This window comes from Thiomicrorhabdus chilensis DSM 12352 (assembly GCF_000483485.1).
Classification (GTDB): Bacteria; Pseudomonadota; Gammaproteobacteria; order Thiomicrospirales; family Thiomicrospiraceae; genus Thiomicrorhabdus; species Thiomicrorhabdus chilensis.
In genome coordinates this window covers 324,716-348,481 of the sequence record NZ_KI519609.1, presented here as the reverse complement: position 1 = coordinate 348,481, position 23,766 = coordinate 324,716, and the positions used below count along the sequence as shown (strand labels likewise).

Here is a 23,766-nt window from a genome sequence, read left to right as displayed (position 1 = left end):
TACAAAAAAGACAAGTTCAACGGAAAAAGACAGAATTTTGAAGCCGACTAAAATTTTTGTCCGGCTTCTTGCAGCAAAGCCATCGCCTGCTGAAATTTGGATGAGTTCGGGAAAGTCGTCTGATGATTGGCAGTGATCACGGTCAGCGAATTATCGTCGCGCTCAAACCCTTGATTTTCTCCGACCTGATTGGCACAGATCATGTCCAAATGTTTGCTTTTAAGCTTGCTTCGGGCGTAATCGACCACGTTTTCGGTTTCGGCGGCAAAGCCCACCACAAAAGGTTTGTTGTCCTGCTGGGCGACCCAGGCGATGATGTCAGGGTTTTTAACCAGCTCCAGAGTCATCTGCTCCAAACCTGCGCGTTTCTTGATCTTCTGTTGCTGACTTTGTGCCGGTCTGAAATCGGCCACGGCGGCCGCACCGACAAAACAATCGGCTTGGGCGTAATGAGTTTGCACCACCTCAAACATCTGCTGCGCTGAACGCACATCAATTCGCTCCACCCCGGATGGAGTGGCCAGCGAAACCGGCCCGGCAATCAAAGTGACTTTTGCGCCGGCCTTGGCCGCCACGTCGGCAATCGAAAAGCCCATTTTTCCGGAACTGCGATTACCGATAAAACGCACCGGATCGATGTCTTCATAAGTGGGCCCGGCGGTCACCAGTAACGATTTTCCTGTCCAAAGTTCCTTCAGTTTTGACCAGGCCTGCTGGTTTTCAAAATGGCGTTTTTGAAGTTCCTGCAAAGCTTCGAAGATGCTCTGCGGTTCGGGCATCCGCCCTTCCCCGACTTCTCCGCAAGCCTGTTCGCCACTGTCCGGTTGCAACAACGTAAAACCGCGCTGCTTCAGAAGTTCGACATTTTCCTGGGTCGCCTGGTTGCTCCACATCAAACGGTTCATCGCCGGAGCCAACATAATCGGACGGTCAGTCGCCAAGCATACAGTGGTGAGCAGATCATCGGCACGCCCCAAACGCAATTTAGCCAGGGTTTCCGCGCTGGCCGGGGCAATCACAATCTGATCGGCCCACCGCGCCAATTCGATGTGCCCCATACCGGCTTCCTGATTGGCATCGAACAGACTGTCGCGGACCGGGTGCCCGGAAAGCGCTTGAAACGAGAGCGGCTGAATGAACTCTTTGGCCCCGGCGGTCATTACCACCTGTACTTCATGCCCAGCCTTGATGCACAAACGGGTCAATTCCAACGATTTATAAGCGGCAATGCCACCGGTCACGCCTAGCAAAATTTTCATGTTCGTTTCATTTTGAGTGAGTAAACTGACATTATGATACCCATATTAGAGTCATTTTGACGGACTTTCTCACAAGAGCACAGCCGCCAAACTACCAGAAACAGCTTAAAGGATTGGCAAACCCATGAACCATTTGAAATTCAGCTTATCGACCTACACCATCATCTTTCTGATCTCTTTTCTGGATGTCCTGCATGACTGGGAAGGCATGGGAGGGCTCAACCCGCATATCATGGTCGAGATTGCTATGGGGTTGATCGCCCTCGGTGCATTTGTGGTGTTGATGGTGTGGAGCGTGCAACAGAACAAACAGCTTAAAACCCTAAAGGAGTCCTTGAGCAGCACGCAAAAAGAGCTCAGCGAATCGCAACTTCAGGCGCAAAAATTGATGGGCGAGTTTTCCAGAATCATCCAAACCCAGTTTGACGATTGGAAACTCACCAACAGCGAAAAAGAGGTGGGGTTGCTTTTACTGAAAGGGCTGACTCTGGACGAAATCGCCAGTGTGCGCGAGACCAAAGAGAAAACCGTACGTCAACAAGCGTCCAACCTATACAAAAAAGCCGGCTTGTCGGGCCGGCATGAGTTGGTGGCCTACTTTTTTGAAGACCTGCTGATTTACTAAGGAACCTCTGCACGAATCAGTTTGAGCTTCTGCGGGACTTAAAGCCTACCTATTCTAGGCGTGGCTCGCCGACCTTAGTCATTCTAAGGTCAAGAGTCACAACAACGAAGATGTGGGGTTTAAGCCCCGCCCGCAGGGGCTTAGCCAAAATTACCAGCTCTGCGTTGTGAAGTTTTGTAAGGTCTATACATTACTTCAACTTCACGCCTTGATCTGGAAAATTTAGCTACGCTTACTTCGTTTGGCGTTGCCAGAAGTCAAACCGATTCGTGCAGAGGTTCCCAAAAACCAACAGGCCTGTTCAAATAGACGTGGCTTAAAATCAGGCGAAGGTGTCGGCAAACAGGTTACCTGACCAGTTGAACATTTGAGTATAGTTCTCGGTGCTCGGCGCGCCTGCCGCCGGGTAACCGGCACCGGGCACCAACTGCATCGCTTGGGTACTGGCATTGTATTCGTACACCGCCGTCAACCAGGAAGCGTGCGTGGCCGACACCGGACTGTAACAGGCGGTGTTGGTTTTGGGCGCGGCATTCAAATCCATGCCATTCAAAGAGCGCAACACCGCATCCGCACAAATCTTGGCCTGAGAGTTACCCATGTGCCCCGATTTAGGCTGGGGGGTCGCTTGCGAATCGCCGATAATATGAATATTCGTGGCCAGCGTAGATTCATAACTCAACGGATTGACCGGCGCCCAGTTACCCGAATTCAAGCCCGCATCAAAAACGATTTTGGCGGCTTTCTGGTTAGGGATCACATTCAAAACCTCAGCATCCAGAGTCTGAGCCGCCCCGCCGTTTTCACTAAAGGTAATACTACGTGTATCCGAATCCACACTGGAAATGACGATATTCGGACGATAATTCACGCCGTACTCGGTAAATTTGGCGCCAAACGTCTCCGCTTCGACGGTTATCGCTGAGTTGGCATCCAAAACCGTAACCTCACAATTTGCAAAGCCCTTGGTGTTTTTCAAGTAATCCGCCACCACACAGGCTCGCTCGTAAGGCCCCGGAGGACAACGGTACGGTGATGCCGGAACCGTCATCACAAAATGATCGCCGTCCTGCATGGCATCAATCTGATCTTTCAACAGATTAGTTTGTAACCCGGCTTTCCAGGCGTGCGGAACCTTATCGAAATCCAATCCCGGAATGTCGACAAAATCCATACCCCCGGCCAGAATCAAACGGTCATAAGACAAAGTCACACCGTCGTGCAACGTCAAAACCTGATTGGTTTTATCAATAGCGTTCACCGAGTCGTGAATCATATTGATGCCGTAGACGGTGCTGTGATGGGTGTAGTCAAAGCTCAAATCGGAAGTGGTTCTCTGATGGTTTAACACCAGATTGCTCAAAATCGGCGAAACATAGGTGGTATTAGGTTCCACCAAAGTCACTTCGACACTGGTTCCGCCCCACATTTTCAGGTATTTCGCGGCGGTGGCGCCGGCAAAGCCCCCACCGACCACCACCACATGAGGCAGAGCTTCCGCTCGTGTCAAAGCAGGTATCAACGTCGCCGCCGCCCCTAAACCCAAAGCCTTTAATAAGGTTCTACGCGATAAATTTGTTGTCATGATTTAATCCTCTTCACTTTCACTACTCGGCTGTGTGGCCAGCCAAGACGCTAATGCTTCAATCTCACTCTGAGTGTAACCATGAGCCTGAGCCTGCATGATCGGCGCTTCCTCACCATTCTGGATTTCCAGCATCTCTTCCACCAGTTCAGCCGCCGATTCGCCAGCCAGGCTATCCCACTCATTCACAGAGTAACCATTGGTGCCGTGACATTGCGCACATTGGGAAGCCAATAAACGTCCGTCAGATAGGGTATAAGCACTCACAGGTGTGTAATCCACCGAACCGGAAGAGGTGTCATTATCATCGTCATAATCGTCATCGTCTTCATCTCGGATGCCGTCATTATCGTCGTCGTCGTCCTCATCATCCGTCAGACCGTCATTGTCATCATCCCGATCGTACAGATCGTCAATCCCGTCACTGTCCCGGTCGTCATGGTCTTCATCCTCACTGTCCGGCGTGCCGTCATTATCATCGTCATCGTCTTCGGAATTGTATAAACCGTCATTATCGTCGTCGTCATAACTGTCTGGAATGCCGTCCTTGTCGTCGTCCAACGGGTCGATTGACAATTCACGTACCACCACGCCATCCGGCAGGGTCAGCGCAACCTCTAAAGGTTGATCCGAAACGCCGTCTCCATTGGTATCCACAATTTCCGCCAAGGACATGGCAAGCGGCACATACCCCATATTCAAAGGAGCTTGAAGATTAAGCACCCCGCTGCTGACCGTACCGGAGTTGATAATAATCGGTGTAATGACTCGATTGTCAGCATCGTGCTCGTTGGTGGTCATGACCAAATGACAATCCACTCCGGACGACACGGTTAGACTAAAGGGATGTTCATTGCTGCCGTCATCGGTTGAGTTCACCGAATAATAAAGTCCATCCGCACAAAAGGCCTCGATCTTGGTACCAGGTACGGTACCGCTGATCACCGCACCGCTGGTGGTGACCTCATTAATTGAATCGGAGGACGAACCTCCCCCCCCACAGGCCGCCAGCAGCATGGCTGCTGACAGACCGGAAAGCAAAAAGGGTACTCTTTGGTTTTTCATAACTCGCTCCTAAACCCAGCCATTGAATTAATTGGTCCACACATCTCGATAGCGAAAAAATCTTCGCTCATCCTTTGCTTGAACAATAACCCCATCCTAAGTAAGACTTTTTTCAAAAACCAGTGGGCAAATGCCCCATGGGACATATGTACCACGCCTAAGTGATTGTAAAATATATCTTTTAAAAACATTGAAACGTAATAAAAAACCATAAAAAAAGCCGATTCAAACGAGTCTGAATCGGCTTTCATTTTGAGTGCATTAAACAAATTATCGGACTTTAACCAAAGCTATCCGCAAACAGGTTATGCGCCCATTGCAACATGGGTTGCCAATTGGCTTCCGTGGGTTCCGGTGCAAACTTGCCCGCCACCTTTTCCATATTCAAGGTTCCATCATTGTAACGCCATACGTTACCGGCCCAGTTGACCTTGGTTTGCGTAACCGGAGCCGAACAACCCACCGTGACGATCGGCGTGGCATAAGGCGAATCCCCACCTAAAGTGCGCAGAATGGCATCCACACACACTTTAGCTTCATTGTTGGCGGCCTGACCCGCTTTGACGATCGGTGTGCCCTGAGCATCCCCCAAAATATGAATGAACTCTTTACCCGCCACCGTCGACTCATAGGTCAATGGATTCACCGGCGCCCAGTTGCCGCCGTCGTTCAAACCGGCATCGAATATCAAATCGGCCGCCTTGTGGTCGCCAATCAGATTAATCACATCGGCCTCAATCGTCTGTTCGGCACTTTGACCGATGACAGTACCGTCAATGTCTTTTTCCAAGGTGACATAGGTAATCGATTTGCTCTTGCCCTCGGCGTCGCCTGAATTGACTCGTTCAATCTGAATGTTGCCATAGTATTCGACACCGAAATCGTCATACAAGGCGTGGAAAGTATCCGGCTCCACGGCAATGTCCGCCTGCGCATCCAACACCACCACTCGTGCGTTTTTATTGTTGGCGCGCAAATAATCGGCCACCGTGCTGGCCCGTTCGTAAGGCCCCGGAGGACAACGATATGGTGCGGCAGGCACTTTCAAAACAAAGGTTCCCCCTTCCGGGAAATCGGCCAATTGCTGAGTCAAAAGTTGCAGCTGATCACGCCCACTCCAAGCATGCGGAACCTTATCTGTATCCCAGCCTTCCACATCCACAAAACTAATGCCCGGTGAGAGAATCAAGCGGTCATAAGCCACAGTGGTGGAACCATCCGATAAGGTCACCGTTTTGCCAACAGCATCAATCCCGGTGACACTGTCTTGCAGAAGACTCACACCATGCACATCCTGTAACCGATCGAAACCAAAATCGAGACGGTCTATCTCTAACTGGCGTGTCACCACCATGCCGCTTAAAATCGGGGAGCTGTATTTGGCATTGGGTTCAATGAGCGTCACCGCCACATCCAAGCCAGATTCCTGCCCCCAGAGTTTAAAGTACTTGGCCGCAGTGGCACCGCCAAATCCCCCGCCTACCACAACAATGCGATAAGGCCCGTCGGCTCGAACAGGCAAAGCATTCAACCCCGCGACCCCAGCCAAGAGTCCCGCTCCGGCTTTCAAAAAGCCGCGACGCGACCACATCGCCTGTCTGACTTCGATAGCAATGGATGAGTTACTCATGATTACTGCCCTCCACTGTATGCAATTTTTGGATAATACGTTTTCAATAAGTTCACCTCATCGTCGGTGTAGCCTAAGGCATGCACATGCATCATATTGTCTGCATAATTGACATCTTGATACTGGCTCATCCAATTGCCTATCTGCCGACCTGAGCCCCATAGATCCGGCCACTCGCGTACGGCCACCCCGTAGGTGCCGTGACACTGAGCACATTGGGCCGCCAACAGGCGTGCACCCGAAGCTAAGTCCGCCGCACTGGCATCGACACTCACGGCACTGTAATCAACCGAAGAAATGTCAAAATAAATCCCACTGTTGATCTCATCATCCCCGTTTGACGAACCAGACGAATCCAAACATCCACTTAAAGACAAGCCAATCACCGCCAATACGGCAGGCCTGCCCAATTTCATATTACGTTTTTTTAGGTTACTGTTCATAACATGCTCTCACTGCTAACTCGATTATTCTTCACACTCAAAACTAATTAATACCACTTATTATTTGATTAAAAGTTACACCCCATACAATATAATCACAATAAAATTATGTGTATCGTTTTTTCCATTTACGGGATGTGGCAAAAAATCTTCACCCGAAAGTATTATTAACAATCGTTGCAACTCATTTTGCACAGCCTCTGCAGAATTTGACTCTTAGCCGATAAGACGTGTCTTTTTGGAGCGTTCGTGTTTACAATAACTCTGTCCCAGAAGCCTGGTTGCCTAATGATGCAACAATGGGTTAAGACGATTGTTCACCTTTTGTGAGAGTGCGCGTATGAAACCGATCATAACCTCTGTTTTTCTAGCCTTAATTGGTTTTCTGTTCGCTCACGTTCTGCCCGCCAGTGCCGCCGAGCCGGCTCCTTCCATAACAGAGTCCAGTGCGTTAAACAGTCTGTTGAACTCCTCGGATATCAGCCTGCTCCAACAGGAACTCACACAGTCAGACAAACTTTCCGACGATGACAAAAAAGGTCTGGAACTTGAACTTGAAAAGGCCAGTCAGTGGATTGCCGATTCTCATAAATATCGTCAGGAACTCACCCTGCTCCACCACAGTGTCACCCATGCCAAACAACGTCTGGCGGATTTAAAAGCCTCGCAAAAACAACTGGAAAAAGTCGACTCTCAAAGCGCACCCGAGGCTTTTCTCGAAAGCACACCTGCAAACTTGGATGCGTCTTTAAATCAAGCGGAAAAAACACTGGAGAAGGCTAATCAAGACCTGCTACGGCTGGATAAGGTTCTAGGGCAATACCTCTTGCTGGCGACTGACGGCGCTCAACAAATCGTGGAACTCAAAAGAACGCTGAATCAACTGCAAGAGAGTGTTAAAGCCAAACAAATCGAAAACGCGCAATCATTGGAATCACGCATCCAGCTGATGTTATTGCAAGCGCGCCAGCAACTGCTGGAACAAAACCTCAAACGTTTGAACTATCAAATCGACAACATGAGCATTTTGACGGAACTGGCACAAACCGAACGCGACTACCTGTCAACTCGCAAAGTCGGACTGCTCGATAAGGTTGAAAAATTACAAGCGGCTCTGCAAAGCGATAAAGCCAAACAGGCAGCCGAAGACCTTAAGCAGGCTATGGGCACCTCGCTTTCAAAAAATGATCCTCTCTATGAGCTGCAGCAAAAAACCATCCAGATTCAACAGGAAAAAGCCGACCTGATCGATTATGAAAAACAGGTTGACCGTAAAACCAACGCCAGCAATGAAGCCATCGCCACACTGAAAACCCATTTTGAACGCGACAAACAGATTGTCGAGTTACAGGGTTCGCGCGAAACCATCGCTCAGGTGTTACACAAACGTCTGGAAACCATCTCCTCGGTGAGCGTCAGCGACTCAGAAGCCTTAAAGATCAAAGACCGAATCAATCACGCCGTGCTCAATCAATTATTGCTGAATGAAAACCTGCGCGAATTCGCCCAACAAAACGATGCAGAAATCGTGCAGGCATTACTGGACGAATCAGAAAATTCAGTCATTTCAGAAGAACTGGCGGCCTTGCAAGCCCGAGCCAAGATGCTGCATGAAACCTATTTGACTGCAGCCAAAGAGTTGCAAAACCTCTACCCGAACTACATCAGCAAACTCTCCGAACTGAATTCCGTGTACACACAACTGCAAGACCAAACTGACAGCTATACCCGGTTTTTAAACGAACACCTGCTGTGGCTGCCCAATGTCGGAGTCAGCGGTCTGTTTTCGGCTCAGGCCCTGACCCAGAGCCTGGAATGGTTTTTATCGGGCAAAAATCTAACCGCACTGGCACACGACACCTCTAAGGTACTGAACACACAGCAGCCGTATATTATCATTTGGCTACTGCTGCTTGGACTCTTGACGTATTTCAGAGGGCGTTACATTAATGGGTTGAAAAGAGTCGCGGAAAAGGTCCGCTCCATTCGTACCGACTCCTTCCTGTACTCTTTGCAGGCCACCGCTTATACCTTGGGGCTGAGCATGCTTTTCCCCTTTATACTGCTTGGAATGGCCGTCTTATTCACCCAAATCGACTCGTCTTCCGACTACACGCAAAACCTGACTAAAGGACTCATCGATGCCGGAATTCTGGTATTCGTGCTTTCCACGCTCAATCAGATCTGTCGAGAACACGGGCTGGCCGAACACCACTTTCACTGGCGTGCCAGCGTCCGCCAAAGCATTCAACGCGAACTGCGCTGGGCCATCCCGTTTGGGGCCATTATGGTGCTGCTCATTGACCTCAACACCGACAGCAGTAGCCCCGCCGACCGCCAAATGCTGGGACGTTTCGCCTTCATCGCCCTGATGGCTGGATTGACGCTGCTTTTCTATCGTTTATGGTCACCCCGCAGCGAAATCATGCGCGACTTTAAAAATCTTCCCCAATCCAAAGCCTGGTTGCAACTGCACTTCCTCTGGTTTCCACTCATGCTGGCTCTGCCGCTGTTCTTGATCTGGACCACGGTTTACGGCTATTTCTATACCGCTCTGGTCATTGCCGAACGCTTCAACTGGACTCTGGGATTGATTCTGCTGGTCTATGTATTGCGAGAACTGCTGTTACGAAGCCTGTACCTGTCGGAACGCAAACTCGAATACGCAGAACGTCTGAAAAAACGTCAAGCCCTGCAGGAACAGAGGATCCAGTCCAAAGAAGAGAGCGCCAATTCCGCCGAGCTTCCTTCCATTGAAGAACCGGAAATGGATTACAGCAAACTCAGCAATCAGGTGCGTCAGGCGCTCAATCTGGCCTACCTCCTCGCCCTTCTGTTCGGCGTGTGGTTTTTGTGGCGCGACGTCTTGCCAGCCTTGAACCTGATCAGCGACAGTACGTTGTCTTTGACCAAGTCGCAACTGGTGGACGGCGTTATGCAACAAGTACCGCTGACCCTGGGCGACTTGGTTTTGGGCGTGGCACTCGGGGCCTTGACCTTGCTGCTTTCCAAAGACCTGCCAGGCCTGCTTGAATTCACCCTGCTCAAACATCTGCCCATCAGCGGTGCCGCACGTTACGCCATCACCTCGCTGACGCAATATGTGATTGTCATCATCGGCTTTGTGATGATTTTCCGCGCACTGGGAATCGAATGGTCCAACATTCAATGGTTGGTGGCCGCGCTCTCGGTCGGTTTGGGGTTTGGCTTGCAGGAAATTGTCGCCAACTTTGTCAGCGGGGTGATTTTGCTGTTTGAACAGCCGATGCGTGTGGGCGACATCGTCACGGTAGACGGCGTTTCCGGAAAGGTTTCCAAAATCCGCATCCGCGCCACCACCATCGTCAATTGGGATCGTCAGGAACTGGTGATTCCCAATAAACAGATCATCACCGGACAGTTCATCAACTGGTCGCTTACCGATCAGGTGATACGTGTCAAAATCGATGTCGGCATAGCTTACGGCAGCGATGTGGAACTGGCACTCAAGCTCATCAAACAGGCAGCTGACGAGCACCCAGGCGTATTAAAAGACCCGGAACCGTCGGTCATTTTCGAGCAGTTCGGCGACAACGCCTTAAATTTGACTTTGCGTGTTTTTGTGGAAGATTTGGACAACCACTTGGTTATCCGCTCGGAACTGAACAGTCTGATCAACGACAAGCTCAACCAGGCCGGCATTGTCATCGCATTCCCGCAGCGCGATGTGCATCTGGACGCCTCCAAACCGCTGGAAATTCGCCTAAGCAAAGCCGATTCCAAGCCGTCGCCAACTCAACAAAGCCCGAACCCGGCGGATTAATCGAGAGCTTTGCACGAGATGGTTGCACGAATAAAAATGGTTAAAAATCATCTGATTTTTGTTGTACCCCAAGGGCACTTCTGTTGGGCGACAACTTGCTAATAGCCAGCTATTAGCTGCGTTTTCCGCCTCAATCCGCCAATTTTTTCCTCATTTTTCTTTCGCGCCCCACTCGTGCAAAGCTCTCTAATCGAATTATTCAGACTCTACCAGCAATTGATCCAAATGCGGCGACGCCATCGGGCGACCTTTTGCATTGACCGCCACCCCCAGGGTGCGTGCCGACACCATCAACTGATCGTTTTCATGATGGTGGATATGCTGAATAAAGGCGTATTGAATGCGCGAGACTTTTTCGACTTCCACGGTCACATAAAAATTGTCTTTGGGCCTGAGTGGACGTTTGAAATCAAGCTCCACCCGCGTCACCATCAAGTTCACTTCCAGCTCCGCCAACGCCGAGAAATCAACACCTTTTAAAAGCAGGAACTCGTGCCGCGCATGCTCAAAATAATTCTGATATACGCTGTTATTGACCACACGTTGCACATCACATTCGTAATCACGCACGCGCATCGGATATTTAAACATTGACCTATCTCCCTGCCACTTTTAAGATAAGGGCACCTCAATCAACCCCTGGTTGAATTCTGCGGGACTTAAAGGCCGCTTATTCTAGGCGTAAATTGCCGACCTTAGCCCTTCTAAGATCAAGATTTACAACAACGAAGAAGTGGTCTTTAAGTCCCGCCCAAAGGGGCTTAGCCAAATTGGCCAACTCGGTGTTGTGAAGCTTTGTAATGTCTAGACATTACTTCACCTTCACGCCTTGATCTGACAAACTTGGCGTTGCCAGAATCAATCAGGGGTTAATTGAGATGCCCTTAAGTTTATCTTAATCCAAAAAGCGATGCGGCTCTATGGCAATTAGCGATTGGCACGAACACGACCGCCCCCGGGAAAAACTGCTGCGTTTCGGCCCAACCACCTTATCGGATGCCGAACTGCTGGCGATTTTTCTGCGCGTCGGCGTCAAAGGGTTAAGCGCGGTGGAGTTGGCGCAAAACTTACTGGACCACTTCGGCAGCCTGCACGCCTTGCTGAATTCCGATGAAAGCGAATTCTGCCAGGCCAAAGGATTGGGGCAAGCCAAATTCGTACAGCTCAAAGCCGTGCTGGAGATGTCGCGCCGCCACTTTGAATCGGGCCTGCAAAAAGGCGACGCCTTCACCGACCCTGAAGCGGTCGCCCACTATCTGACCCACATCATTGGTTTTCAGCAACGCGAACAGTTCGGTGTGCTTTTGCTTGACCAGCAGCATCATCTGATTCAGTTTGAAGTCCTGTTCACCGGCACTCTAAACCAAGCGAGTGTGCATCCGCGCGAGGTGGTCAAAGCCGTATTGAACGCCAATGCGGCGGCGGTCATTTTGACCCATAACCACCCGTCCGGAGACCCGACCCCCAGCCAAAGCGATCTGGAATTGACCCAAACCCTGAGTCAGGCACTGGCGCTGATTGATGTACGCTGTCTCGATCATGTCATTCTCGGCGATTTCGGACGCTGGCATTCTCTGGCGCAACATAATCAAATGTCCGACTAACAATGAAACCGAAACAAAGCTCTTCAAAACCAGCAGGCCTGTCCATTTTCAAACAGCCGAATATGCCTCACATCCTGCGAAGTTTCGTGTGGGTTTGGCTGACCTTGATTCTGGCGCTGTATCTAAGCTGGACGGTGCTGACCAAAGCCGATTTCCTCTATGGCGTCTGGTACGATCATGCCGGAATCGGCGAACACATTGAACGCTATGCTCCGCAAAACCGTTTTCGCCATGGCTTTGAGCACACCGATGACGAAACGCGCAAAACCCTGTTTGCTGGAATCGTCGATGCCATTCATCAACAGGGAAACGGTTTGGATCAGCTCAGTTACACCCTGCCTGACAACCCTCAAAGCCAAATCCCCTTGCTGCATCGTGCGGAAATCGTGCATTTGACCGATGTGGCCTTGCTGATCGAATTCATGGAAAAACTCGGCTGGGCGTTACTGCTGATCTGGGCGGCGTTGACCACCTATCTGCTGATGACCCGGCAGGCTTTCCCCAGCGCCAAAAACGCGATGCTAAACCTGGCTGCCGGGCTGGGATTGCTACTGGCTACTCTGCTGATTTACGGCCCCAAAAACGTCTTTTACCAACTGCATATCTGGGTGTTTCCGGCCGATCACCCGTGGTTTTTCTATTATCAGGACTCGCTGATGAGCACCATGATGAAGGCACCGGATCTGTTCGCCTACATTGCGGCCAGTTTGCTGACACTGGGGTTGCTGTTTTTTGCTATCCTATTCAGCCTGTTCAGTCGCCAGAAAATATCTAAAGAGTCCGAATAATGCCGCAAAGCCCGTCACCCTTGACCCGAACTCCTACCGCCATCGCCCTTTTAACAGGCCTGCTGATTTTGAGTGCCTGTGATCAAACGCCCGAAAGACTCGCTGAAAGCGCTTCTAAAGAGTCCTCACAAGCCGCCATCCATCTTGAGTTCTCGGAACTTGGCGTTGCGACCACGACTGAGGATAAAATGAGGATTCGCGCCAGCGAACAAGTCTCGGTCAATGGCCAAATCCAGAACATCGGCTATCACACGCTGTTTGCCACCGGCGATGAGAACAACGGTGAACGTTTTGGTCAAAGCAAAGATGTCAGCGGTCAGCCGATTGTGTTTGAAGACGGCTCACCGTACCTCTGCAACGGCACCAATGAAGGGGTGGGCTCGGGGCTCGACCACGTCTCCATTTTGCACAAAAACGACACGCTCTATATGGTGTCGCAATACGAATGTGTGATCGGCTCAATGTATGTCAATGAACTTTTACAGGATGAAAACGGCCAACTGAGCGTCAAACCCGACAGCCTGAAATTCATTGACCAATCTTCTGACTTTGGCGGTTATGTGCACTGCGCCGGACAAACCACCCCGTGGCAATCCCACCTGAGTTCGGAAGAGTATGAACCGGATGCGCGTTATATTGAAACGCACTTTGATAACTTCACCCAAAGCAGCGGCAACCGCTATTACGACGAGATGGCGCGTTACTGGCAGAATGACCTGAGCCGCGCCAACCCCTATTTTTATGGCTGGATTCCCGAGGTGCAGATTGATGCCCAAGGGGAGCCCGAATACCGCAAACACTTCAGCATGGGGCGTTTTTCGCACGAACTCGCCTATGTGATGCCCGACCAGAAAACCGTGTACCTGTCCGATGACGGCACCAATGTGGGCCTCTATCTGTTTGTGGCCGACCGTGCGCAAGATCTATCCTCCGGCACGCTTTATGCCGCCCGGTGGCAACAGACCTCTGATCGAGGGTTGGGGCAAGCCTCACTGCAATGGATTTCATTAGGGCACGCCAATAACGCCGAAATCCGAAAAGTGGTCGCCAGCAAACCCAAATTCAGTGACCTGTTTGATAGTCTCGAACCGAATTCAGCAGGCCAGTGTGTGGACGGATTCCGTTCAATCAACACCACCCACGGCCACGAATGTCTGAAACTTAAGGACATCAATGGCGATAAACGCATCGACACCCAGGACGAAATCATCGCCTCGCGTTTGGAAACCCGCCGTTTTGCGGCCATGCTCGGCGCCACCACCGAATTCCGTAAAGAAGAAGGCATCAGTTTCAATGCCCAAAACAACCGGCTTTATGTGGGCATGTCGGAAATCGCCCGTGGCATGGAGAACCATGCCAAAAACGGCGAAGCCAATCCACAATACGATTCAGGTGGTCCCAACCACATCCGTTTGCCTTACAACCCTTGCGGCGGCGTTTATGCGTTGGATGTGGCCGCAAATGCGCAAATGGATTCAGATTACATTGCCTCCAACATGTCTGGGCTGAATGCCGGGAAACCCGATAAAAACAATCAATGCATGGCTGACGGCCTTGCCAATCCGGACAATCTGAGCTTTCTGGACGACTCCAACACCTTGGTGATCGGCGAAGACAGCAGCCTGCACGAAAACAATTTCGTCTGGGCCTACGATATCCACAAACAGAACCTAACCCGCATTTTCAGCGCCCCGCTGGATGCGGAAACCACCTCGCCTTTTTGGCACAAGGACATCAACAGCTTTGGTTATTTGACCGTCGTTACCCAACACCCTCTTGAGGAACAGGCGGTGGAACTCGCCAAAAAACAATCCCAAGCCGGTTATATCGGCCCTTTCAAGTTCTTTGAAAAGGACTCCGAACCTGCATTGACTGCCATTCCTGACTAAAAAAACAAGCCTAATCTCGTCCTACCCCCCTCATTTAAACAGACAGGCCTGCCAGATTTTAACCCGGCATTTCTGTATAACTTCAAACACATAGCAACCTAATTTTATCGCGTCATCAAATTGACTTATTTACTTAAAAAAACTGCCAATTTCCTTAAACCTGACTGTAACAGAACTTCCTTAAGATTCCTGTACCAATTAATGGTCTAACTCTCTTAAGGAAACTCTCATGAAACTAAAAGCTTTAAATTTAGCGATTTCGATGGCATTGACCGCATCGGTATTGACTTTAGCCGGCTGTGCCGGTGACGACGGTTCAAATGGTGTAGACGGTGTTGCCGGTTTGGACGGTGCAGACGGTGTCAGCAGCGTTGAAACCCCAAACGCCACTAACGTGAGTCTAAAAGCACTGACGGTAGAATTTAATCCTGTTGCTCTCCCTGTTGACGATGCTACAAAAACAACTCTACAAGCCACTGATACCGTTCGCATCAATGGAACGGATCAGTCAATCGGTTACACAAAACTGATTGCAACCGGTGAAACTGACAATGCTGAAACTTTCGGTGCGGTTAAGGACTACCTAGGTAATGCCATTACTTTTGAAGATGCTTCAGCCTATATCTGTAACGGTACTAATGATGGCGTCGGTTCTGGTTTGGACTACTTTTCAATCTTACAACAGGGTGGCAACCTTTATATGGTTTCCCAGTTCGAGTGTCAGATTGGTGCGATGTATATGAATCAATTGACTCAAGATGGTGCTGGAAACCTTTCTGTTACTCCAGGCACACTTGAATTTATCGATCAGTCTCCTGAATTCGGTGGATTTGTTCACTGTGCCGGGCAAACGACTCCTTGGAACTCTCACTTGGGGTCGGAAGAGTATGAAACCGACGCTCGCATGGTTGAAGAAACGGCTGATCCTGTAACCGGTTTGACAGGTAATAAGTACTACGATGAAACCGCCAAGTTCTGGGGTAACGACGGTACTAAGCTGAACCCTTACTACTACGGTTGGACGCCTGAAGTAAAAGTTGTTGCTGGCTCACCAGAATATTCTAAGCACTATGCGATGGGTCGTTTCTCTCACGAGCTATCTTATGTCATGCCTGACCAGAAAACGGTATACATGTCCGATGACGGAACTAACGTAGGTCTGTTCATGTTTGTTGCAGATGTGGCTGGCGATCTTTCTGCCGGTTCTCTATATGCTGCAAAATGGAACCAGGTTTCTGACGCAGGCCTAGGTAACGCAACCATCAACTGGATTGATTTAGGTCACACCACAAACGCAGCCGTTCGTGCCCTACTTGACGCGGACAATGACGTTGCCACCAACGATGCGCCGGTTTTCTCTGACATCTTCTCCGCTGAAGATCCTGCGGAAGATGGCTCTTGTCCGACAGACGGTTTCACCGCAATCAATACTACTGCGGGTAACGAATGTTTGAAACTGAATGACGTCAACGGCGATGGCAACATCGACGATACTGACGGTGCTTTGGCTTCTCGCCTTGAAACACGTCGTTATGCGGCCATGCAGGGTGCGACGACCGAATTCCGTAAAGAGGAAGGCATCACTTTCAACGCTAAAGACAACAAGCTGTATGTGGCTATGTCTGAAGTGGCTCGCGGAATGGAAAATAACATGAAGAACGGTGAAGCTGAAACCAAGTACGACATCGGCGGTAACAACGACATCAAACTTGACTACAACAAATGTGGTGGGGTTTATGAGATGGATGTGGCGAAAGACAGCACCATCGGTTCCGACTTCGTTGCTTACAACATGAAAGGCTTGATTGCCGGTATTCCAACAGACTACTCTGCCAACCCGCTGCTTTCAGCAAACAGCTGTGACGTAAACGGCATCTCTAACCCGGATAACGTGACTTTCCTTGAAGACTCAAACATTCTTGTGATCGGTGAAGATACTGGTGCACATGAAAACAACATGATTTGGGCTTACAACATCAAAGACAAGTCACTTAATCGCATGATGACAACGCCACTGGACGCTGAAACTACATCGCCTTTCTGGCACAAAGATGTAAATGGTTTTGGTTACATGACAGCGGTAACTCAGCACCCAATGGAAGATCAGGACGGCGCGACGGATGCTCAAAAGCAATCTGAAGCAGGCGTTCTAGGTGTATTCGATTTCTCTACACCTTAATCCTACTTAAGCTCAACCATTGAGTTTGCAGGCCTGTTTAAACAGGCCTGTTTTCTATTTGAACCCTTTTAAAAAATAATGCCCGTAAAAGTAATATTTGAAGGCGTTACGTTTTAAAAGGATTCAAAATCAGCGAGAATGGACACATGAAAAATCTATATTTATCGGCTATTGGAATTACAGTAGGGAGCGCTCTGTTATACAGCTGTGCAGGTTCCAACAGCAACGGGGACGAAAACACGGAAACTGTAAACAGCGTAGAATATTCCCAAGCCTCCCCGGTCGAAATCAACCTTTTGACTAACCATATCCAAAATAATGATGCGGCCTACATCCCTTCACAGTGTTACACCAAAACCGTCGGGATCGATAACAAGGTGCATAACCCTTGTTTCAGTTGCCACACCCAAGGTGTGGTGCCCAACTACATAGACGATTCGGCCTTCCAGATGGAGTACGACTTCAGAACCTACAGCCGCACCAATCGCTGGACCAACCTGTTCAAGGACCGTACCGCAGCCGTTGAGCAAATCAGCGATGCCGAAATCCTGAGCTACGTCAGAAATTCAAACTATTTTGATGAAGAAGGCAACATCACTCTCGCGGAAACCTTGGCGAATGTTCCGGTGGAATGGGACTATAACGGTGACGGTAACTGGAACGGTTACACACCCGACTGCTACTTCAACTTTGATGATCAGGGCTTTGACCAAGACCCAAACAATCAAGATACTGGCTGGCGCGCCTTTGCCTATACCCCTTTTCTGGGTACTTTCTGGCCAACCAACGGCAGCACCGATGATGTCATTATCCGCCTGCCGGAGAGCATGCGTCAGGCTGCCGACGGACAATATTCGCGTGACGTTTATCACTTAAACCTGTCCATCGTTAAAGCGATGATCACCCGCCGCAATGTAGGTATTCCACAAACCGATGAAACTCTTTATGGCGAAGACCTGAACCGCAATGGCTCCCTGGACATGGCAAGCGAAGTGGTGTACGACTGGGCACCCACCGAGGGGCGTTATATGTCTTATGTCGGCTTGGCCAAAACCCTGCAAGCAGACGGCAGCCTCCATCTGGCGGCGGGGCTCTACCCGGAAGGCACCGAGTTTTTGCACACGGTACGCTATATTGACGTAACGGACGACGGTGCAACGCAATTAAGTGAACGTATCAAAGAGCTGCGCTATGCCAAGAAAACCTCATGGAACACCTACTCTCAGCTGTACAATGCCGCGCTGGGTGAAGAGCTAGAAGTGGCGCAATTTCCGGATCGTTTAAGAACCATCTTAGGCAATGCCGAAACCGGAATGATCAACGGCCTGGGTTGGACTTACCAAGGATTCATTGAATCTCAAAACGGGGCTTTGCGCCCACAAAATTTTGAAGAATCCATGAACTGCATCGGTTGCCACTCGGGTTTGAGTGTGACCACGGACAGCAGCTTCGCTTTCCCTCGCAAATTGGGGGCCGACCAATTCCAAGCCGGCTGGTATCACTGGTCACAAAAGAACCTGACAGGCCTGCCCGAACCTAAATATGCAGACGGTACCTGGCAATACACTGAATACCTGACACAAAACCAATCGGCCAATGAGTTCCGCAATAACGACGAAGTCATCGCCAAATTCTTCAATGAAGATGGTACGCTAAAGGAAGAAGAAGTTGAGACCCTGCATGGCGACATCGGTCACTTGTTGAACCCAAGTGCAGAACGCGCGCTCTTACTCAACAAGGCCTACAAAGTGATCGTGGACGAACAAAGCTATATCTACGGACGCGATGCTCACGTCAAGCCGGTGACCACCAGTTGGGACATTGTGCCGATTGACGAAAAAACTGGAGTGGAAAGCCCAATTATCCGCAATTAATCTGAAGTTAAGAGCACCTTAAGTCGCCCTTAGACATTTGGGCGACACGTGTTTGAAATCGCTTTGAAAATTAAGCAGGCCAGACACTTGCATTTGAGTCCGATTTCATGGATAATTCCGCGTTCTTAATTTTAGCTCTGTCAAAAGAGCAGAATGTAGAAATATTCGAATATTTTTATTTTAAATGGGGATTTCGGCTGGCTTATTACGTTAAGCGTTGTCGGAGTTTTCAAATGTTAGAGGGATTGTGAAATGTCTAGAGTATGCCAAGTGACAGGAAAACGTCCTGCGGTCGGTAACAATGTTTCTCACTCTCACCGTAAAACACGTCGTCGTTTTTTGCCAAACTTGCAAACGCATCGTTTTTGGTCTGAAGCGGAAAGCCGTTTTGTTAAATTGCGTGTCTCCACTTCTGGTATGCGCATTATCGACAAAAACGGGATTGACTCTGTGATCGCGGAAATGCGTTCACGTGGTGAGAAGGTCTAAGGAGACTGCCATGCGCGATAAGATTAAATTACAGTCAACCGAGTCGGCTTATTTTTATACTACGGATAAAAATAAGAAGAACATGGCTGGAAAATTTGAAATCAAGAAGTACGATCCAGTGGTTCGTAAACACGTCTTGTTCAAAGAAGCAAAAATCAAATAAACTTTACCCAAGTTTAAATGATGAAACCCGGTTCAAAAGACCGGGTTTTTTTATGCCCGAAATTTACCATGATTCAAAAATGAAGCTTGACTGTTAACCGCATAAGCGTTGAAAAGCCATTCCAATAATGCACTCCATACAGGCCTGTTGATTTTCTTAGCATTTAAAGCCCGTTGATTTAGACACGCCACCGTATCTCATTCAAACTTACAACCTAAACGGCTAGACTCAGCGCAGTTTAAACTTCATGCTCTCCCGGCTGGGTAATCACCACTTGGTTTCGACCGCTTGATTTAGCCTGATACAGCAACTTATCCACCGCCTGCAGAATCTCTTCACTATCCAATGAATGCCCGCTTTCCAGAAAGATCGCTCCGGTGGAGATGGTCACCACACCATAAGGAGAGGCCAGGTTTTCGAGCTGAAGCGCCTCAACCTGCTCACTCATGGCCTGCAAGTGCTCAAAACACTGCTGACGCGATTCAAAATACGCAATCACCATGAACTCCTCACCCCCCACGCGAAAAACGTGGTCATGACTGCGAGAAAACGCCTGTTTAATTTGCGCCGACACCTGCTGCAGAATGACATCACCGTGAGGGTGACCATAATAGTCATTCACCCCCTTGAAGTAATCGATGTCGATCATGGCCAACGAGAAGGGAAGTTTTTCACGCTGGGTGCGCTTCAATTCAATTTCAATGAACTCGTTGAAATAACGGCGATTGTATAAACCGGTGAGTACATCGGTAATGGAAAGCTTCTCGACCTTTTTACGGTCGGAGATGTCCACCCGGGTGGCAATGACCCTCTTAACGTTTCCAAACAAGTCTTTTTTAGGGGTCAAGGTAAGATCCACCCAATAGCTGTGTCCGGACTTCTTTCGCCCCTCAACCTCTCCATGCCAGGTTTTCCCTTGCTGCAAAAGCGATTTAATGTAGCTGATTACATCCTCACTCAAACTGTCGCATACCAGCTTGAAATAACTCATGCCTTGCAACTCTTGCTTGCTGTAGCCACTCAACTTGGCAAAACTGTCGCTCGCCCACACGATGGTTTGTGTATTTATATCCACCTCGGTCGCATACGACAATTCATGAATCTGGCGAATATAGCCTTTTTGACGGCGCTTCTGGTACGAATAAATCGACAAAAGCACCAACAGACCGAGAATAATAATTCCGGCCGGAATCAAAATCTCCATCAGCTGACGTTGATCCATCTTATTGACGACCTGCAACCGTATCCAATGATCGAATATGGCTTGGCGCTCTTTTTCGGTCACCGAATTCAGCGCCTTCTGCATGATGCCGAACAGTACCGGATTGTCTTTTTGCACACCCAAGGCGAGTTCAAAACGCTCTTCAAGCTGGCCGACAATACGCACTCCTTCGGCACCGTATTTTCGTATCGCGAAATTAATCGCCGCCAAATTACCGCTATAGGCGGATGCGCGGCCATCAATCACCGCATCCAAGCCCTCTTTAACCGACTTTACCACCAGTAATTTAATCTGCGGGTACTGGCGTTTTAGATATTCATGCGACCAGTAGCCGTCCACCACCGCAATGGTCTGACCGCTTAACTGGTCGTAACGTTCAATAAACCCTACATCTCCATCGGCTGCCAATACCATTGGAAAAGACAGATAGGGCTCGGTGAATTCCATGTATTCCTGACGCTCTTCGGTGGCCACTGCGCAAGAATAGACATCCAACTTGCCCTGTTTGGCCATTTCGACCACTTCAGGCCAGGTTTTGTCCTTAACCACCTCAAAGCGAATTCCGAGCTTCTTTTCAAAAAGCTGAAAATATTCCGCGGCAATTCCACGGTAGCGTCCCTTAGCATCAATGAATTCAAACGGCTCCCAATTGATGTCGTTGGCAAGGCGAATCACGTTGTTATTCGCTAGGTATTGCAGTTCTTTTTGGGTAAACAGGGAACGGTTTTCATGGAACATGAAGTCCTGCATGTCCAGACGGTCATATTCCTCCTGGGAAATGAGCCCGACCTCTTTGGCACCGGCCGCCGTGGCCAACAACTTTGAGGATTCCACCATACCGATCGGCACCTCCCCCGACTGCACATAACGGGTGGTCACTTTGGCTTCTGCCAGCAACGCTTCTCGGGACTTTACCACCGGATACTGTTCGATAATGAAGTCCACCACCTCCTGTTGATGGTGAATGGCGTATTTCCAGCCGCGGATACTGGCCTCTTTGAATTTTTGAACCATGTCCGGCTCGAGCTGAGCCAACTTTTTGGAAGTAATGACAAAATCGCCATAACTTTGCACCCCATAGGTTTTGGGATCCAAGGTGTAATAAGGAATGCCTAACTGCTCCAGGCGATAGGGTTCATTGGTGTAATAGGCCGCGTACAAATCAACTTTCTTATCAATGAAATCGTTCAAATCACCGGAAGAGTCCAGGGTCTTGATCGGTTTTTCAACCAACCCTTTGGCCTTATTGAGCAGACCGTGAATCTGCAGGTTGCCGTAATGCATGACGGTTTTGCCAGACAGTTCCGAAAGGTCGTTAATCGGCTCATGAGAGAGCAATACCATGGGAGAGAACTGGAACGAGGCCATCACCAACGAAATCGGTGCGCCCTTGGCGTAATCCGACATCAGGGTGCCGTAACCCACTGCAAACTCGGCACGTCCGGAAACCACCTCATCCAAGACATTGATGCCGGATTTCCAGCCCTTTACCGTCACATCCAAACCGGCCTGTCGATAATAGCCTTGCTGGATGGCGGCATAGAAACCCGCAAACTGAAACTGGTGGTTCCAGTTAATTTGCAACGTCACCAGTTGCAATTTCTCCGTGGTGTTTGGCTGGGCGAAAGCCACCCTTGGCAGCAAAACCATTAAAAAGATTCCAAACCACACCGACAAGGAGATTTTTGACAAACAACGAGGAAATTTCATTGGACAATTATAGACACAAAATCGTCGACAAAACAAAACAAAATCAAGCAGAAAAGCAATATTTCACAACAAAACGAAACGAGACAAGATGCAGGGATTGAAAAAGGACTGAAAAACAGAAAAAAATTGAAAGGTCGCTCCGTTCAAAACAGGCTGACGCAACATTAAACCGCAGGCGAGACCACAAACTGGCTTTTGGCAAAACGAATCGAGGGCGGGATTTTTTGCCAATCTTCAATGACCGTTTTGCCGACAAAGCTGCGTTTGGCTTCATAAGCCTCTTCGGCACTTACAAACGCCGCGACAATATGGCCGGATTTAACCACAACATAATGACTGCCTTCAAACTCCACCGTGTATTCCGAGGAAACCATCTCACTGATCCTTTCTATTGAATTCTTTATCTTTATCGACTGATCTCATTAAAACTGAAGAAGGCATTGGAGCTCATCCACAACTTATCCACAACACGAATCAACCTTACTTTATGCAAAATTTTCGCCCAAGGTTTTACAGTTTCATTACAATGGAGGCTTTTTAAACAAGCCAATCATCGCCATGCCCGAGCTGCCCGAAGTTGAAACCACCCGCAAAGGAATCGAACCCAAAACCCATCAGCAGACCATCACCAAGCTGGTAATTCGCAACCCGAACTTGCGCTGGCCAGTTGACGTGCACCTGACCGACACACTGCCAGGCCTGCAGATTTTGGAAGTGGGGCGCAGAGGCAAATACCTGCTTTTGAGAACCCTCAAAGGCACCCTGTTGATCCATCTGGGCATGTCCGGCAATCTCAGGGTTTTGCCGATTGGCACCGCGGTTCAAAAGCACGACCATATCGACCTTGAATTCGACAACGGCTTCTTATTGCGCCTCAATGACCCCAGACGTTTCGGTGCCGTGCTTTGGCACGATGCCAGCAAAGGTCAACTGGACTCCCACAAACTGCTGGCCAAACTTGGACCGGAACCTTTATCGGATGCCTTTAACACCGAATACCTCTACCAGCAAGCGCGCAATCGCAGTGTGGCGGTGAAAAGCTTTATCATGAACAGCCACATTGTCGTCGGCGCCGGTAACATCTATGCCAACGAATCGCTGTTCCTATCCAAAATCCACCCGCAAACGCCAGCCAAACAGCTCACCAAAGCTCAGTACACGCTTTTGGTGAACAATATCAAACAGGTGCTGGCGGCCGCCATTCAACAAGGCGGAACCACTCTTAAAGACTTTTTGAACGCCGACGGCAAACCCGGCTACTTTGAACAAAAACTCAATGTCTACGGTCGAGACAAGCAGGCCTGCCCAAATTGCGCCACGCCAATCGAACGCTTGGTTCTGAATCAACGCGCCAGCTACTTCTGCCCAAAATGCCAACCGCTCAAACGCAGCCGCTCTAAAAACAAAGCAAAATAAGCAGGCCTGTCCAAATTGCTGAC

At 49.4% G+C, this 23,766-nt stretch carries 18 protein-coding genes; 10 read left to right on the top strand and 8 right to left on the bottom strand.

The window, feature by feature from the left end:
* Positions 1-47 precede the first annotated feature (47 nt).
* Positions 48-1,259 carry a bifunctional phosphopantothenoylcysteine decarboxylase/phosphopantothenate--cysteine ligase CoaBC gene (gene coaBC / locus B076_RS0101675; protein WP_028485776.1) on the bottom strand — a complete coding sequence of 404 codons (1,212 nt, stop codon included), beginning with the start codon at positions 1,257-1,259 and terminating at the stop codon, positions 48-50.
* Between the two features lie 124 nt (positions 1,260-1,383).
* Between coaBC and B076_RS0101670 the strand changes: the two genes are divergently transcribed.
* The gene (locus B076_RS0101670; protein WP_028485775.1) at positions 1,384-1,884 is read left to right on the top strand and encodes a helix-turn-helix transcriptional regulator; all 501 of its coding nucleotides are present in this window, start codon (positions 1,384-1,386) and stop codon (positions 1,882-1,884) included.
* 322 nt (positions 1,885-2,206) lie between these two features.
* Here B076_RS0101670 and B076_RS0101665 read toward each other — a convergent pair whose 3' ends face one another.
* The 4 genes from B076_RS0101665 to B076_RS12885 form a co-directional block, all read right to left on the bottom strand.
* Positions 2,207-3,469, bottom strand: a complete 1,263-nt coding sequence (locus B076_RS0101665) for an FAD-dependent oxidoreductase (RefSeq protein WP_038150333.1) — start codon at positions 3,467-3,469, stop codon at positions 2,207-2,209.
* A 3-nt stretch (positions 3,470-3,472) separates the two neighbouring features.
* A complete protein-coding gene (locus B076_RS12890) occupies positions 3,473-4,534 on the bottom strand; it encodes a c-type cytochrome (RefSeq protein WP_051347104.1) in 1,062 nt (353 codons plus the stop codon).
* Between the two features lie 280 nt (positions 4,535-4,814).
* A complete protein-coding gene (locus B076_RS0101650) occupies positions 4,815-6,164 on the bottom strand; it encodes an FAD-dependent oxidoreductase (RefSeq protein ID WP_038150331.1) in 1,350 nt (449 codons plus the stop codon).
* Positions 6,165-6,166: 2 nt separating this feature from the next.
* Positions 6,167-6,607: a c-type cytochrome gene (locus B076_RS12885; RefSeq protein ID WP_051347103.1), complete on the bottom strand. Its 441-nt coding sequence runs from the start codon at positions 6,605-6,607 to the stop codon at positions 6,167-6,169.
* A 340-nt stretch (positions 6,608-6,947) separates the two neighbouring features.
* Between B076_RS12885 and B076_RS11765 the strand changes: the two genes are divergently transcribed.
* Positions 6,948-10,409, top strand: coding sequence for a mechanosensitive ion channel domain-containing protein (locus B076_RS11765; RefSeq protein WP_051347102.1), 3,462 nt, complete (start codon positions 6,948-6,950; stop codon positions 10,407-10,409).
* 195 nt (positions 10,410-10,604) lie between these two features.
* On the opposite strand, the gene B076_RS0101635 is transcribed toward B076_RS11765, so the two are convergent.
* Entirely contained in the window at positions 10,605-11,000 is a 396-nt protein-coding gene (locus B076_RS0101635) for an acyl-CoA thioesterase (protein WP_028485771.1), read from the bottom strand.
* Between the two features lie 329 nt (positions 11,001-11,329).
* Here B076_RS0101635 and radC point away from each other — a divergent pair, with 329 nt between their 5' ends.
* The 7 genes from radC to rpmG all read left to right on the top strand — a co-directional run bounded on the left by radC (position 11,330) and on the right by rpmG (position 19,395).
* Entirely contained in the window at positions 11,330-12,013 is a 684-nt protein-coding gene (radC, locus tag B076_RS0101630) for a RadC family protein (RefSeq protein ID WP_028485770.1), read from the top strand.
* A 2-nt stretch (positions 12,014-12,015) separates the two neighbouring features.
* On the top strand, positions 12,016-12,801 hold the full coding sequence (locus B076_RS11760) for a lipoprotein intramolecular transacylase Lit (protein ID WP_051347101.1): 786 nt from the start codon (positions 12,016-12,018) through the stop codon (positions 12,799-12,801).
* Complete coding sequence (locus B076_RS11755; RefSeq protein ID WP_051347100.1) at positions 12,801-14,690, top strand: PhoX family protein; 1,890 nt, start codon at positions 12,801-12,803, stop codon at positions 14,688-14,690. The genes B076_RS11760 and B076_RS11755 overlap by 1 nt, the downstream gene beginning before the upstream one ends.
* Positions 14,691-14,952: 262 nt before the next feature.
* A complete protein-coding gene (locus tag B076_RS0101615; RefSeq protein ID WP_245566295.1) occupies positions 14,953-16,869 on the top strand; it encodes an alkaline phosphatase PhoX in 1,917 nt (638 codons plus the stop codon).
* A 146-nt stretch (positions 16,870-17,015) separates the two neighbouring features.
* Positions 17,016-18,743 (top strand): hypothetical protein, encoded by a 1,728-nt coding sequence (locus B076_RS11750; protein ID WP_051347099.1) that lies wholly within the window; start codon positions 17,016-17,018, stop codon positions 18,741-18,743.
* A 252-nt stretch (positions 18,744-18,995) separates the two neighbouring features.
* Positions 18,996-19,232, top strand: coding sequence for a 50S ribosomal protein L28 (gene rpmB, locus B076_RS0101605; RefSeq protein ID WP_028485768.1), 237 nt, complete (start codon positions 18,996-18,998; stop codon positions 19,230-19,232).
* 10 nt (positions 19,233-19,242) lie between these two features.
* Positions 19,243-19,395 (top strand): 50S ribosomal protein L33, encoded by a 153-nt coding sequence (gene rpmG, locus B076_RS0101600; protein WP_028485767.1) that lies wholly within the window; start codon positions 19,243-19,245, stop codon positions 19,393-19,395.
* A gap of 238 nt (positions 19,396-19,633) precedes the next feature.
* Here the strand turns inward: rpmG and B076_RS0101595 are convergent, their stop codons facing one another.
* Both B076_RS0101595 and B076_RS0101590 read right to left on the bottom strand, forming a co-directional pair.
* Positions 19,634-22,267: a diguanylate cyclase gene (locus B076_RS0101595; RefSeq protein WP_051347098.1), complete on the bottom strand. Its 2,634-nt coding sequence runs from the start codon at positions 22,265-22,267 to the stop codon at positions 19,634-19,636.
* 224 nt (positions 22,268-22,491) lie between these two features.
* Positions 22,492-22,701 (bottom strand): hypothetical protein, encoded by a 210-nt coding sequence (locus B076_RS0101590; protein ID WP_028485765.1) that lies wholly within the window; start codon positions 22,699-22,701, stop codon positions 22,492-22,494.
* A gap of 184 nt (positions 22,702-22,885) precedes the next feature.
* Between B076_RS0101590 and mutM the strand changes: the two genes are divergently transcribed.
* Positions 22,886-23,743, top strand: coding sequence for a bifunctional DNA-formamidopyrimidine glycosylase/DNA-(apurinic or apyrimidinic site) lyase (gene mutM, locus B076_RS0101585; protein WP_028485764.1), 858 nt, complete (start codon positions 22,886-22,888; stop codon positions 23,741-23,743).
* Positions 23,744-23,766: the final 23 nt, after the last annotated feature.

What these genes read in the sequence shown, in the direction of transcription:
- B076_RS0101595 (WP_051347098.1), bottom strand. Translation starts at nt 22,267, where the DNA reads ATGGTTTTGCTGCCAAGGGTGGCTTTCGCCCAGCCAAACACCACGGAG.
- rpmB (WP_028485768.1), top strand. Translation starts at nt 18,996, where the DNA reads ATGTCTAGAGTATGCCAAGTGACAGGAAAACGTCCTGCGGTCGGTAAC.
- B076_RS11755 (WP_051347100.1), top strand. Translation starts at nt 12,801, where the DNA reads ATGCCGCAAAGCCCGTCACCCTTGACCCGAACTCCTACCGCCATCGCC.
- mutM (WP_028485764.1), top strand. Translation starts at nt 22,886, where the DNA reads ATGCCCGAGCTGCCCGAAGTTGAAACCACCCGCAAAGGAATCGAACCC.
- B076_RS0101635 (WP_028485771.1), bottom strand. Translation starts at nt 11,000, where the DNA reads ATGTTTAAATATCCGATGCGCGTGCGTGATTACGAATGTGATGTGCAA.
- B076_RS0101665 (WP_038150333.1), bottom strand. Translation starts at nt 3,469, where the DNA reads ATGACAACAAATTTATCGCGTAGAACCTTATTAAAGGCTTTGGGTTTA.
- radC (WP_028485770.1), top strand. Translation starts at nt 11,330, where the DNA reads ATGGCAATTAGCGATTGGCACGAACACGACCGCCCCCGGGAAAAACTG.
- B076_RS0101650 (WP_038150331.1), bottom strand. Translation starts at nt 6,164, where the DNA reads ATGAGTAACTCATCCATTGCTATCGAAGTCAGACAGGCGATGTGGTCG.
- B076_RS12885 (WP_051347103.1), bottom strand. Translation starts at nt 6,607, where the DNA reads ATGAACAGTAACCTAAAAAAACGTAATATGAAATTGGGCAGGCCTGCC.
- B076_RS0101670 (WP_028485775.1), top strand. Translation starts at nt 1,384, where the DNA reads ATGAACCATTTGAAATTCAGCTTATCGACCTACACCATCATCTTTCTG.
- B076_RS11760 (WP_051347101.1), top strand. Translation starts at nt 12,016, where the DNA reads ATGAAACCGAAACAAAGCTCTTCAAAACCAGCAGGCCTGTCCATTTTC.
- B076_RS0101590 (WP_028485765.1), bottom strand. Translation starts at nt 22,701, where the DNA reads ATGGTTTCCTCGGAATACACGGTGGAGTTTGAAGGCAGTCATTATGTT.
- B076_RS0101615 (WP_245566295.1), top strand. Translation starts at nt 14,953, where the DNA reads ATGGCATTGACCGCATCGGTATTGACTTTAGCCGGCTGTGCCGGTGAC.
- B076_RS11765 (WP_051347102.1), top strand. Translation starts at nt 6,948, where the DNA reads ATGAAACCGATCATAACCTCTGTTTTTCTAGCCTTAATTGGTTTTCTG.
- coaBC (WP_028485776.1), bottom strand. Translation starts at nt 1,259, where the DNA reads ATGAAAATTTTGCTAGGCGTGACCGGTGGCATTGCCGCTTATAAATCG.
- rpmG (WP_028485767.1), top strand. Translation starts at nt 19,243, where the DNA reads ATGCGCGATAAGATTAAATTACAGTCAACCGAGTCGGCTTATTTTTAT.
- B076_RS12890 (WP_051347104.1), bottom strand. Translation starts at nt 4,534, where the DNA reads ATGAAAAACCAAAGAGTACCCTTTTTGCTTTCCGGTCTGTCAGCAGCC.
- B076_RS11750 (WP_051347099.1), top strand. Translation starts at nt 17,016, where the DNA reads ATGAAAAATCTATATTTATCGGCTATTGGAATTACAGTAGGGAGCGCT.